This is a genomic window from Paramagnetospirillum marisnigri (genome assembly GCF_001650715.1).
GTDB classification, from domain to species: Bacteria; Pseudomonadota; Alphaproteobacteria; order Rhodospirillales; family Magnetospirillaceae; genus Phaeospirillum; species Phaeospirillum marisnigri.
Map to the genome: position 1 here is coordinate 63,237 of NZ_LWQT01000098.1, position 12,965 is coordinate 76,201.

9 protein-coding genes are annotated in these 12,965 nt (G+C 66.1%); 2 read left to right on the forward strand and 7 right to left on the reverse strand.

All coding sequences use genetic code 11. From position 1 onward, the window contains the following. Positions 1-298 precede the first annotated feature (298 nt). Positions 299-2,743: a PAS domain S-box protein gene (locus A6A04_RS21965; protein WP_082915028.1), complete on the reverse strand. Its 2,445-nt coding sequence runs from the start codon at positions 2,741-2,743 to the stop codon at positions 299-301. Between the two features lie 165 nt (positions 2,744-2,908). Between A6A04_RS21965 and A6A04_RS17595 the strand changes: the two genes are divergently transcribed. Next, positions 2,909-4,087: an efflux RND transporter periplasmic adaptor subunit gene (locus A6A04_RS17595; RefSeq protein ID WP_068495260.1), complete on the forward strand. Its 1,179-nt coding sequence runs from the start codon at positions 2,909-2,911 to the stop codon at positions 4,085-4,087. Positions 4,088-4,099: 12 nt separating this feature from the next. After that, a complete protein-coding gene (locus tag A6A04_RS17600; protein ID WP_068495262.1) occupies positions 4,100-7,279 on the forward strand; it encodes an efflux RND transporter permease subunit in 3,180 nt (1,059 codons plus the stop codon). A gap of 264 nt (positions 7,280-7,543) precedes the next feature. On the opposite strand, the gene sugE is transcribed toward A6A04_RS17600, so the two are convergent. The 6 genes from sugE to efp all read right to left on the reverse strand — a co-directional run bounded on the left by sugE (position 7,544) and on the right by efp (position 12,818). Beyond that, positions 7,544-7,867, reverse strand: coding sequence for a quaternary ammonium compound efflux SMR transporter SugE (gene sugE / locus A6A04_RS17605; protein ID WP_068495263.1), 324 nt, complete (start codon positions 7,865-7,867; stop codon positions 7,544-7,546). A gap of 12 nt (positions 7,868-7,879) precedes the next feature. Continuing rightward, positions 7,880-8,923, reverse strand: a complete 1,044-nt coding sequence (locus tag A6A04_RS17610; RefSeq protein WP_068495265.1) for a peptidoglycan -binding protein — start codon at positions 8,921-8,923, stop codon at positions 7,880-7,882. Between the two features lie 7 nt (positions 8,924-8,930). Next, positions 8,931-10,073 carry a flagellar motor protein MotA gene (locus tag A6A04_RS17615; protein WP_068495266.1) on the reverse strand — a complete coding sequence of 381 codons (1,143 nt, stop codon included), beginning with the start codon at positions 10,071-10,073 and terminating at the stop codon, positions 8,931-8,933. Between the two features lie 69 nt (positions 10,074-10,142). After that, positions 10,143-11,306 (reverse strand): OmpA family protein, encoded by a 1,164-nt coding sequence (locus A6A04_RS17620; RefSeq protein WP_245651274.1) that lies wholly within the window; start codon positions 11,304-11,306, stop codon positions 10,143-10,145. 116 nt (positions 11,307-11,422) lie between these two features. Further along, complete coding sequence (locus A6A04_RS17625; RefSeq protein ID WP_068495274.1) at positions 11,423-12,220, reverse strand: inositol monophosphatase family protein; 798 nt, start codon at positions 12,218-12,220, stop codon at positions 11,423-11,425. Between the two features lie 31 nt (positions 12,221-12,251). Then, entirely contained in the window at positions 12,252-12,818 is a 567-nt protein-coding gene (gene efp / locus A6A04_RS17630; protein WP_068495276.1) for an elongation factor P, read from the reverse strand. Between the last annotated feature and the right edge of the window lie 147 nt (positions 12,819-12,965).

Below are 12,965 nucleotides of genomic sequence, written 5' to 3' on the forward strand. Positions count from 1 at the left end.
CGAGATTATTTTAAAATACAATTGAATACTTAGCCAAACACGCACAACTAATTTTTCAAACAATATTTATACAACAGACATCATCACTGCAGTATGCGCACATCGATTTGCGGCGTTTTAACGCAGGCATACATCAACACAGCCATCGAACGTGAGCCGCGACAGAAAACCGGAAAGTATTTTGAAAAAGGCTGGCGTTCGACCTGCCATACCTGTCGGCGTAAGAAATGTTGTTCCAGGATGGGATCCCTCGCTGCCGCTCGGGATGACAGGATGAGTCGGATCAGGCGCCGACCTGTCAGGCTGGCGTTGCCGCCGTCGATACGCACGGCATCGTGAAATAGAAGGTGCTGCCCTGGCCCGGCACCGATTCCACCCAAAGCCGCCCACCGTGCCGCTCGACGATCTTCTTGCAGATGGCCAGGCCGATGCCGGTCCCCTCGAACTGGTCGCGGGTGTGCAGGCGCTGGAAGATCAGGAAGATGCGCTCGAAATATTCCGCATCGATGCCAATGCCGTTATCGGCCACCGAGAACACCCAGTCGTCTCCCGAACGCACCGCGCCGACCACGATTTCGGGAGGACGCTCGGGATGGCGGTATTTCAGGGCATTGCCGATCAGGTTCTGGAACAGGCGGACAAGTTGGGAGCGATCGGCCCGCACCTCGGGCAAGGGAGCGACCTTCAACAGGGCGCCGCTGTCCTGGAGGGCGGCCAGCAGATTGCGCCGCGCATCCTCCAACGCCTCGGCGGCATCGAAGACCACGAAGGCGCCGCCAAGCCGATCGACGCGCGAGTATTCCAGCAGATCGCGAATCATCACCTGCATTCGCTTCGCGCCGTCCACCAGGAACTCGATGAATTCGTCGGCGTCACTATCCAGGCGACCTCGATAGCGGCGCTCCAGCAATTGGGCATAGCCCGCGATCATCCGCAGGGGCTCTTGCAGATCGTGGGAGGCCACATAGGCGAACTGCTCCAGCTCCTTGTTGGAGGCGTTGAGCTTTGCCACCAGGCTGCGCGCCTTCTCCTCCATGGCTCGCCGTTCGCTGATGTCTCGGCAGATGAACAGCAGACAACGATCATCCGCGACGACAATACGCTGGACCGAGATCAGCACCACCATGGTGCTGCCGTCCTTACGCCGCAGGATGGTTTCGAAATCGTCGACCTGCCCCTGCTCACCCACCATTTTCACCAGACGCGCGCGATCCCGGGCATCGGCCCAGATGCCCAGGCTCAGGGAGTCGGCAACCAGCAACTCGTCGCGGCCATAACCGAGCAGACGGCAAAAGGCGTCATTGACCTCCACATAGCGCCCGTTGGCCTCGGTGGAGATCACCAGGGCGTCGGGACTGCCGAGAAACGCCTTGGCGAATTTCTCCTCGGACAGCCGCAGGCTTTGCTCCGCCATCCGAGCCAGGCTGGTGTCCTCGAACGAGACGGAATAGCCCCCGCCGCCCGGCACCATGTCCAGCGGCGATGCCAAGGCCCGAACCCAGCGCAGACTGCCATCCGGAGTCTTGAGACGCATATCGGCGGCGAAAGCGTCGCCGTCCCGGACCATGCCCCGCCAGCGCTCCCCCACCTCGGGCCGGTCTCTCTCGTCTACAAGCTCGCACCATTTGCGGCCAAGGACCTGATCACGCTGCCGCCCGGCCAGCGTCAGCCAGCGCGCATTGACATAAAGGGTTTCGCCATCGGCGGCGGCGTGGACGATGCCCAGGGGGGAATGGTCGATCAGCAGGCGATAGCGGGCCTCGCTGGCTTCAAGCGCCAGTTGGACTTGCTCGCGCTCGGCGTGGCTGCGATCCGAGCGGATGGCCATGGCCGCCATCAGGACGATCATGACGCCGGCAACCATCCCATGAATAAGGGCGTCGTTGCGCCAATCGGCCAGGATGCCGTCCACGCGCATGCCCACGACCACCACCAGCCCCGTGTCGCCGACGCGGCGAAAGGCCAGAATGCGGCGCGCCCCGTCCACCGCCCCGGCACCGTACAAGACTCCACTGGGCCGCTGGCGGGCGGCGCTGGTGGCCGGGCCATCGCCAACCACCTTTCCCACATGCTTCTCCCCATCGGGAACCCGACTGAGAATGGTCCCATCCAGGCGGAGCAAGGTGGCGAATCCCCCCTGGGGCGGGCGAACGGTGCGCAGTTCCTCCTCGAACAGGTCTGGATTGACCGACACTACCGCCACCCCGGCAAACTGCCCGGCGGCATCGCGGATACGGGCGGCAATGTAGATGGTGGTCTCGCGCCGGACCCGACTGATCAGGGGCGACGATACGAAGATCGCAGGCGCGTCGGGCCGGGCCAGGACCTTGAAATATTCGCGGTCGCCGATATCGATGCCCGCGATTCCGGTCTGGGTGCCGCCCACCGCCAATCCGTTCGCTCCGGCAAAGAAGGCGCTTCGGATGAACGGCAAATGCTGCATCCGCCCGGCGATCAGGGCGGAGAATGCATCGACGTCGATCCGCCCGCCCGCATCCGCCAGGGCGGTCGCCTCCTCCAGCACCTGCGTGATGGTCCGCAGATTGCCGCCGAAATGTTCCTCCGCCACCCGCGCCAGTGCCGTGGCCAAGGCCTCGGAATCGGCCAGGGAATCGCGGTAGCTGGCATAGAGCTGCCAGCCGGTGAGCCCCAGAATGCAGGGAATGGCGATCAAGGCGATCAGGCGGGCCCGCCAGGTGGCCCGGGGCGGCGCAGAACCGACCGTGCCGGAAGTCGATGTCATCGCAGTCCCTTGAGTCGTGCCGGATCAGCGTCTCGGCTGAAAGGTATAATGGATTTAAGGGGCTGCAACAATGGGGCGAAGTCTCCACCTATGCTATTGGTCTTCATTGACCCTGGGGCTGCCCCCCCTGTAAAACCGAACGGTTCAGTTCAGCCGGATGAAACCATGTCCAGCAAGCCCAGCGGCCGTTCCCTGTCCCTTCCCGTGATCCTGATCGGTGCCGTGGCTTTGGCGGGCGTGGCGGCGGGGGTGGTTTCATTCTCGTCCTCATCCCAGGCACCGAAGCCGGCACCGGGAGCCGGGGCGCCGCCGGTCACGGTGGCCACCCCCGCCGCACGGCAGGTCACCGACTGGAAGGAATATACCGGCCAGTTCACCGCCGTGGATTCCGTCGAGATCCGGGCCAGGGTCGGCGGCTATCTGACCGAAATCAATTTCACTGACGGCCAGATGGTCAACAAGGGCGATCTGCTGTTCGTCATCGACCCCCGCCCCTATGAGGTGGCGGTGGCGGCGGCACGGGCCAAGCTGGACCAGGCCCTGGGCGGTCGGGAATACGCCAAGCGCCAGTTGACCCGCGCCGACGAGCTGCGCCGCAAGGATTTCGTCGCTGAAAGCACCTTGGACCTGCGCACCGAGGAATCCCGTGGCGCCAACGCCTCGGCCGACGCCGCCCGCGCCGCCCTGCGCGAGGCCGAGCTGAACCTGCAGTTCACCCGCATCACCGCTCCCATCGCGGGCCGCATCAGCGCCCACCAGGTCAGCATCGGCAATCTGGTGATCGGCGGCGCCACCGTCACCGCGCCCACCCTGCTGACCACCATCGTTTCCCAATCCCCCATCCAGTTCACCTTCGACATCCCGGAAGCGGACTTCCTGGCCCAGTCGCGCCGTGCCGCCGCCGACCCCGCCCAGGGGCTTCTGGGAAGCGCGGTCTCCTTGCGCCTGATGGACGAAACCGGCTGGCCGCGAGAAGGCAAGGTGGACTTCATCGATAATCAATTGGACAAGGGGTCGGGCACCATCCGGATCCGCGCCGTGCTGCCCAATGCCGACAACGCCCTGACGCCCGGCGCCTTCGGGAAGGTGCGGCTGGCCGCCTCGGCGCCCTACGAGGCGCTGCTGATCCCGGATTCGGCCATCGTCACCGACCAGTCGCGCAAGCTGGCCATGACCGTCAAGGACGGCACCGTCACCCCCAAGGTGGTCAGCCCCGGCCCGTTGCAGGACGGCTTGCGGGTGATCCGCTCGGGTCTGGCCCCCGACGACCAGGTCATCATCAACGGCCTGATGCGGGCGCGTCCCGGAGCCAAGGTCACCGGCCAACCCGGCAAGATCGAATAAGGGACGCCGATCATGCGCCTGTCCCACTTCTTCATCGACCGGCCGATCTTCGCGACGGTGGTGTCGGTCCTGATCACCATCATCGGCGGCATCACCTTCTTCGCCCTGCCGGTGGCCCAGTATCCCGAGATCGCGCCGCCCACCATCGTGGTCAGCGCCTCCTATCCCGGCGCCGCGGCCCAGGTGGTGGCGGACACCGTCGCCGCGCCGCTGGAAGAAAAGATCAATGGTGTGGAGAACATGCTCTACATCAACAGCCAGGCCACCGGCGACGGCAATCTGCGCATGACCGTGACCTTCGCGCTGGGCACCAATCTGGATACCGCCCAGGTGCTGGTGCAGAACCGGGTCGCCATCGCCACCGCCCGCCTGCCCGACGACGTCAAGCGCATCGGCGTCACCGTGGCCAAGAACTCGCCCGACATGCTGCTGGTGGTGCATCTGAGTTCGCCGGACGGATCGCGCGACCAGCTCTACATGTCCAATTTCGCCACCCTGCAGATGATCGACGTGCTGGCGCGGCTTGATGGTGTCGGCGAGGTGCGGATTTTCGGCGCGCGGGATTATTCCATGCGCGTCTGGATCGATCCCGACAAGGCCGCCGCCCGCAATCTGACCGGGGGCGAAGTGGTCAAGGCGCTGCAGGCCCAGAACATCCAGGTGGCGGCGGGCGTGCTGGGGCAGCCCCCCATGCCCGACCAGGGGGCCTTCCAGTTGTCGGTGCAGACCCAGGGGCGCCTGAAGGACCCCAGCCAGTTCGGCGAGGTCATCATCAAGGGCGACCCGGCGGGCCGGGTGGTGCGCCTGAAGGATATCGCCCGCATCGAGCTGGGCGCCCAGGACTACAGCGTCAGCGGTTATCTCAACGGCAACAACGCCGTGCCGGTGGCCCTGTTCCAGCGGCCCGGCTCCAACGCCCTGGCCACCGCCGAGCGGATCCTGGCCAAGGTTGAGGAACTGTCCAAGACCTTCCCCAGCGGCATCACCTATACCATCGCCTATAACCCCACCAAATTCATCGCCCAGTCGGTGCACGAGGTCATCAAGACCATCTTCGAGGCCGTGGTCCTGGTGGTGGTGGTGGTGATCCTGTTCCTGCAGACCTGGCGCGCCTCGCTGATCCCGGTGGCGGCGATCCCGGTGTCGCTGGTGGGCACCTTCGCGGTGCTGGGCGCCATGGGCTATTCCCTCAACAACCTGTCGCTGTTCGGCCTGGTGCTGGCGGTGGGCATCGTGGTCGACGACGCCATCGTGGTGGTGGAAAATGTCGAGCGCAACATGCGCGAAGGCATGAATTCGCGCTCAGCGGCGCACCAGACCATGGACGAAGTGGGCAGCGCCCTGATTTCCATCGCCCTGGTGCTGTGCGCCGTGTTCATCCCGGCCGCCTTCATTCCCGGTATCTCGGGCCAGTTCTTCCGCCAGTTCGCCGTCACCATCGCCGCCTCGACCGTGATCTCGCTGATCGTGTCGCTGACACTGTCGCCCGCCCTGTGCGCCCTGCTGTTCCGCGGCCACGGTCCCAACGACCATCACGACAACACCACCTGGACGCGTCCCTTCACCCTGTTCTTCCGAGGCTTCAACAGGGGCTTCGACCGTATGGCCGGGGGCTATGGCGCCCTGACCCGGGGCGTCATCCGCCGTTCCGCCATCATGCTGCTGGTCTATGCCGGCCTGATCGGAGCGGCGGGCTGGGAGTTCTACAAGACCCCCAAGGGCTTCATCCCCGAGATGGACCAGGGATACCTGATCACCGTCATCCAGCTTCCCCCCGGATCGAGCCTGTCCCGCACCGAGGCCGTGGTCCGGCAAGCCGCCAAGATCATGGCCGAGACCCCTGGCGTCGCCCATACCGTCGCCTTCGCCGGACTGGACGGCGCCACCTTTACCAATGCCTCCAACGGCGCCGCCATCTTCACGCCGTTGAAGCCGTTCGAGGAACGCTACCAGCAGGGGCTGACCGCCAATGTGGTCACCGCCGAGCTGAGAAAGCGCCTGGGCGCCATCCAGGAGGCCTTCATCATCACCATCGCCCCGCCCTCGGTCCGAGGCATCGGCACGGCGGGCGGCTTCAAGATGATGCTGCAGGACAAGGGCGGACGCGGCCCCAAGGCGCTAGAAGAGGTGGCCCAGGACATGGCCGCCAGCGCCAACAAAGTGCCGGGCCTGTCGGGCATCTTCACCCTGTTCAACACCCGCACCCCCAATATCCAGGCCGATATCGACCTGGTGCGCGCCCAGATGCTGGGCGTGCCCGCCGACAGGGTCAATGAGGCGCTGCATGTCTATCTGGGATCGGCCTTCGTCAACGAGTTCAACTTCCTTGGCCGGACCTTCCGCGTCACCGCCCAGGCCGACGCCCCCTTCCGCAACGACGTGGACGACATCTCGACCCTGAAGGTCAGGAACGACAAGGGCCAGATGGTGCCGCTGGGCTCGGTGGCCTCGTTCCGCACCGATACCGGCCCTTACCGGATTCCGCGCTACAACCTGTTCCCGGCGGCGGAAATCCAGGGATCGGCCGCGCCCGGCTATGCCAGCGGCTATGCCCTGGAGCAGATGCGGATCATCGCCGCCGAACGCATGCCCGACGGCTTCGGCTTCGAATGGACCGAATTGGCGCTGCAGGAACTGCTGGCGGGCAATAACGGTCTGCTGGTCTTCGCCGCCTCGGTGCTGTTCGTCTTCCTGCTGCTGGCGGCCCAGTACGAAAGCTGGTCGCTTCCGGCGGCGGTGGTGATGATCGTGCCCATGTGCCTGCTGGCCGCCGTGTCCGGCCTGATCATCCGGGGCATGTCCATCAACATCCTGGCCCAGATCGGCTTCATCGTCCTGATCGGGCTGGCGGCGAAGAACGCCATCCTGATCGTGGAATTCGCCCGTCAGGCCGAGGCCGAGGGCATGGACCGCATCGAGGCCGCCGTCCATGCCGGGCGCACCCGCCTGCGCCCCATCCTGATGACCTCGCTGGCCTTCGTGCTGGGCGTGCTGCCGCTGGTGATCGCCACCGGCGCCGGCGCGGAAATGCGCCAGAGCCTGGGAACCGCCGTGTTCTACGGCATGCTGGGCGTCACCGGCTTCGGCCTGGTGTTCACCCCCATCTTCTATGTGGTGATCCGCAAGATGGTGGCGGGCTATCACGCCCGGGCGGCGGCGGCCCATGCCGCCGAGCAGGCCCGCGGTCACTGACCCCATCATGCCGGGTAGGCGCACCCCACCCGGCATGGGCGGGACTCCGCCTTTGCATACCCCGTCGCCCCCGTCCGGGATTATCAATGTTGCATTGCAACATCAGCCCAGGAGGGCGCCATGTTTCTTCTGATCGACCTTATCGCCTCGCTGATCGCCAAGTTCAGCCGCGACGCCGGAGCAAAGGCCCCGACCCGCGTGATCGAGCATCCCTACGTCTGACCCCCGCGTCCCACTCGCGGCCTGAGCCCACCCGTTGGGACCTCAGGCCGCCGGAGAGACCAGCTTCAAGCCGATGATCCCCGCCACGATCAGGCTGATGCACAGCAGGCGGAGCGGATCGGCGGATTCCCCGAACAGCCAGATGGCCAGCAGCGCCGTCCCCATTGTGCCGATGCCAGTCCAGACCGCATAGGCGGTGCCCAGTGGCAGGCTTCGCAGCGACAATCCCAGCAACACCACGCTGCCGACCATGGCAGCCAGGGTCAGCACCGTGGGCACCGGTTTGGTGAAGCCCTCGGCATATTTCAGGCCGACCGCCCAGCCGACTTCCAGCAATCCCGCGAAAAACAGGATGATCCAGGCCATTGCGGCACTCTCCTAACGCTGGTCGAATCTGATCTCGATGCGGCGGTTGCGGGCGAAGGCCGCGTCGGTATCGGCGGGGTCGAGGGGCTGGAACTCGCCGAATCCGGCCGCCGCCAGCCGATCCTTGGGCACACCGTTGGCGGCCAGGGTTCGCAGCACGGTGGTGGCCCGCGCCGTGGACAGTTCCCAGTTGGAGGGGAAGCGGGCCGAGGTGATGGGGCGCCGGTCGGTATGGCCGTCGATGCGCAGCACCCAGTTGAGCCCCTTGGGCATGGTCTTGGCGATATCCTTCAGGGTGACGGCGATATTCTTGATCTGCTCCTGGCCATCCGGCCCCAGATCGGCCGAACCGCTGTCGAACAGCAGTTCCGACTGGAACACGAAGCGGTCGCCCTCGATGCGGATGCCGGGACGGTCGCCCAGCACCTTGCGCAGACGGCCGAAGAATTCCGAGCGGTATCGCTGAAGCTCCTCCACCTTGCCCGCCAGGGCGACGTTGAGCCGCTTGCCGAGATCGGCGATCTGGGCCTTCTGCTCCTTGTCGCGGGCCTCCGAAACTTCCAGGGCCGCCGCCACCCGGGCCATTTCCTGCTTCAAGGCCTCCAACTGCCGCGACAGCAGCGCCGCCTGGGCGCGGGCTTCCTCGGACAGCTTGCGCTCGGAAGCCAGTTCCCCCTCCCTGGCGCCCACCACCTTGTCCAGCTCCTTGATGCGGGCTTCCAACTCGTCCTTCAGCGCCATCAGGGCATTGACGTCGTGCCCCAGCCCGGCAGCCCAGGTCTCGATGCGCTCCTTCTCGGCCTTGCTGGCCACCAGTTCGGCCTGCAAGGCCGCATTGGCCGCCTTTTGCATATTGAGGGTATCGGCCAGTTCCGCCATTTCGCGCGACAGCCGGTCCAGCGCCTTCTGCCGCCCGGACAGCGCCTCGCCCAGGAAATACTGGGCCAGCACGAACACCATCAGCACAAAGACGATGACCATGACCAGGGTGGCGAGGGCGTCGACGAATCCCGGCCAGATGTCGATGGAGCGGCGGACGCGGCGGGCGAGCGGCATGGCGCGATCAGCCCATGGGCTCGTCGGCGATGGCGGCGATGGTGCGGGCCAGCAGGCGGATCTCGGCGCGGAACTCGGATACCAGCTCCTCGCGGCTGGCCACGGTCTCGTCCACCAGCCGCTTCAGCGAGCCGTCCATGGCCCGGATATGAGTGCGGGTGGCGTCATCGGCGCCGCCGGCGGCGGAGCTTTCCGCCAGCTTGGCCAGCAGGGCGCGGGTCTCGATCTGGCCCTCGCCCAGCTTCAACAGTAGGGACTGCTCCACCCGCATATGGTCGGTCAGGGTGGAGAGCTTTTCCGTCAACTGGGTCAGGGCGGCATTGACGCCGGTGCGGTTGTCCTCGCCCCGGGTGATGACGCGCTGGAGATTGTCCAGGCTGTCGGCGGTCTGTTCCAGCAGGGCCTGGATATAGGCGGGCACCGACTGCTGCTGGTCGTCGCCCAGGCTTAGCGGCCCGCCGCTGCCGCCGATGCGGGTCTGCCCGGCCAGCCATTCCTCCAGCTCGTTATAGAAGGCGTTCTGGGCCTGGCCGGACTGGAGGTCGAGGAAGCCCAGCGCCAGCGAGCCCGCCAGGCCGAACAGCGAGGTGGAAAAGGCGGTGCCCATGCCGTTGAGCGGCTTGGCCAGACCGGCCTTCAGCCCCTCGAAGGCCGCCGCCGGATCGTTGCTGGAAACCGCCAGCGAACCGATCACCTCGCCCACCGAGCCCACCGTCTGCGACAGGCCCCAGAAGGTGCCCAGCAGGCCGAGGAAGATCATCAGCCCCACCACATAGCGCGACAGGTCGCGCTGCTCCTCCAGCCGGGCGGCGATGGAATCCAGCACCGAGCGCAGCGCCATGGCCGACAGGTTCATGCGGTCGCGCCGTTCGCCCAGCATGCTGGCCATGGGGGCCAGCAGCCGCAGCCGCCCCGACAAAGCGGGCTGGCCGCGCCGCCAGCTTTCCAGCCACTCCACCTCGGGGCGCAGCAGCATGACCTGGCGGAAATTGAGGATGATACCCGACAGGAACACCCCGAACAGCAGGCCGTTCAAGGCTGGATTATGGGAGAACGCCGCCAGCAGGCCGTCGAACAGCAGGGCCGCCACCCCGGCCACCAGGACCAGGAAGACGAACATGCGGAACAGGAAGCGGTTCGGACGGGTCATGGCTGCCGGGTCCCGAGAAAGGGCGGGGCCCACCCTGCCCCGCCATCATGGCGATTTTGGGGCGAGGCCTCAGCGGTTGGTCAAGACCACGTCAACCCGGTCGGCGGGCGATCCCTCGATCTTGTTGCCCAGGGCCCGCACCTCGATGCGGGTCGAGCGAACCCCCATCTCCATCAGATATTTGCGGACCTCCAGGGCACGGGTCAGGGACAGACGCCTGGCCTTGCTGGCATTGGCCTCGTCACCCGAGGCATAGGCCAGCAATTGAAGATTCAGGCCTTCGTCGCGTTCCAGCCGCTGGGCAATGCGGTCAAGCTCGGCGCGCGCCATGTCGGGCACCCGGGCATCCTCGCCGACGAACACCACCGAGGCGTTGTCGCCCTTGCGGATGGGCGCGGCCGGAGGCAGCACCGCCACCTGCGGCGTGGGCGGCGGAGCGACCACAACCGGGGCCGGAGGCGGAACCGGCGCGGGAGGCGCCACTGGCATGGGCGGAGCCACGACCACCGGGACGGGCGGGGCCACGGGCATGGGCGGCGCCACGGGCATGGGCGGCGCCACGGGCATGGGCGGCGGCGCCGGAGCAGCCACCACCGGAGCGGGCGGTGTCGCGGGCTTGACCGGGGCGGGCGGCGGCGGAGCCGTCACCGGCATGGGCGGCGGCGCCGGGGGTTCCGGAGTCTTGACGAATTGCACGGCACTGGCGGCGGCCGGAGGCTTCTCAGCCACGGGCGGCGCAACCGGCACGGGCGGCGGCGGGGCCTTGGCCTCGACCACCGGCTTGGGCGGCAACGGAACCTCGGCGGGAATCTCCGGCTTGGCCGGCTTGGCGGGCACGGCGGCCATCTTGGGCACCACCGGCGCCGGAGCGGGAGCGGCCACAGGCGCCGGAACCGGTGCGGCAACCGGGGCCGGAGCCGGAACGCTTTCGGCGGCGATCTTGGCGGGCTTGGCCGGTTTGGTTGGCCGGGCGGGCTCGACCGCAGCGGCGCGGGGCTGGGCAGGCGCCGTCAACGGATGGAATTTCGGCTCGGTCGTCCGGGTGGTGATGGGCGCGGCCTTGGGCGGCGGCGCCGGACGGCGGGTGATGACCGCCGGAAGGGTGGGTTCGGGGCCAAGGCGGTCGAGCACCGACCAGTTGACCACCACATCGGGGCGCGTCTCGCCGACGATCACCTGGGCTGATACGGACGGCGCCGAAAGGCATGCCGCCGCCCCCAGCGCCAGTACCACGAGCCTGCTCCCCCTCGTCATTACGCACCACTCCCAAAATCTGCCCGCGCGGGAGTCTAGCCGAAGCGGACTCCGACGACAACAGGCGCTTTGACCGCCTTCTACCTTGTGAATCCTCAGCCGCGCGCGGACTTCAGCAATTTGAGCAGGGGCTGATGCAAATGATCATTGGCCGCCACGAGATCGCCGGTCTCCAGCATGCGGCCGCCACCATCGTAATCGGTGACATAGCCCCCCGCCTCGCGCACCAGGACCACGCCCGCCGCGATGTCCCACGGCTTGATCCCGGATTCCCAATAACCGTCACACCGCCCGGCCGCCACATAGGCCAGATCCAAGGCGGCGGAACCGAAGCGGCGCACGCCCGCCACCTGCCCCATCACGGCGGCCAGTTCCTTGAGGAACGGCTCATGCCCGGGGCGGCCATGGAAGGGAATGCCGGTGGTGAACACCGATTCTTCCATCTTGCGCCGGGCCGACACCCGAAGCCTGCGCTCGTTGAGGAAGGCCCCCGCCCCCTTCTCGGCATGGAACATCTCGTCGCCCAGCGGCTGATAGACCACGCCGGCATAAAGCTCGCCGTCCCGTTCCAGCCCGATGGAGATGCAGAAATTGGGAATGCCATGCAGGAAATTGGTGGTGCCGTCGATGGGATCGACGATCCAGCGGTGGCTCTTGTCGTCGCCCGCGATCTCGCCGCCTTCTTCCAGAAGAAAGCCGAAGCCCGGCCGGGCCTTCTTCAACTCGGCACGGAGCGTCTTCTCGGCCCTGATATCCGCCGACGACACGAAGTCCGCCGGCCCCTTCATGGAAACCTGAAGATGCTCCAGCTCGCCATAGTCGCGCACCAGCGAGCGCGCCGCCTTGCGGGCGGCCCCCATCATCACGTTGAGCAGGGCGGAACGAACGATCACGAAGGCAAGGTCCTTATCCTGTCAGGGGCGATCAGCCCTTGAAGCGTTCCACATAGGAACAGTCGGAGGTGGAGACCCAGATGACCTCGCCTTCCTCCAGGAAGGGCGGGACCAGGATCTTCAGGCCGTTTTCCAGCTTGGCGGGCTTGTAGGAGGAAGACGCGGTCTGCCCCTTCACCACCGGGTCGGCCTCGACCACCTTCATCACCACCTTTTCAGGCAGGGCGATGGAAACCGGCGAACCTTCCACGAAATCAACCTCGACCACCATGCCGTCCTGCAGGAAGGCGATGGTATCGCCCAGCGTATCGTTGGGCATAGTGAACTGCTCGAAGCTTTCCGAATCCATGAAGGTCATGATGGAGTCGTCGCGGAACAGGAAGGTGCATTCCTTGGCTTCCACGTTGCACTTCTCGATGGTGTCGGCGGTGCGCCAACGCTCGTTGGTCTTATTGCCGGTACGGATGTCGCGCATCTCGACGGTGATGAAGGCGCCGCCCTTGCCGGGCTGCACGATCTGCGTCTTGAGCACGGCGTATTGGCGGCCGTTGTGTTCGAGAATGTTACCGGGACGAATCAAATTGGCGTTGATCTTCATGGCGCGATCCGGGGGCTGTCGGAAAATCAGGCGCGGAACCTAACAGGTCGCCACCCGGAAGGCAAGCCGGGCCGCCCCCTTGCCCATTTGCATACATAGATATAGGATTCCAGACGTCCAAAGACATAGAACCATCAGCATGGCAAA

Coding starts and splice junctions, on each gene's coding strand:
- sugE (WP_068495263.1), bottom strand. CDS start 7,867: ATGGCCTGGATCATCCTGTTTTTCGCGGGATTGCTGGAAGTCGGCTGG.
- A6A04_RS17615 (WP_068495266.1), bottom strand. CDS start 10,073: ATGACCCGTCCGAACCGCTTCCTGTTCCGCATGTTCGTCTTCCTGGTC.
- efp (WP_068495276.1), bottom strand. CDS start 12,818: ATGAAGATCAACGCCAATTTGATTCGTCCCGGTAACATTCTCGAACAC.
- A6A04_RS21965 (WP_082915028.1), bottom strand. CDS start 2,743: ATGACATCGACTTCCGGCACGGTCGGTTCTGCGCCGCCCCGGGCCACC.
- A6A04_RS17600 (WP_068495262.1), top strand. CDS start 4,100: ATGCGCCTGTCCCACTTCTTCATCGACCGGCCGATCTTCGCGACGGTG.
- A6A04_RS17610 (WP_068495265.1), bottom strand. CDS start 8,923: ATGCCGCTCGCCCGCCGCGTCCGCCGCTCCATCGACATCTGGCCGGGA.
- A6A04_RS17595 (WP_068495260.1), top strand. CDS start 2,909: ATGTCCAGCAAGCCCAGCGGCCGTTCCCTGTCCCTTCCCGTGATCCTG.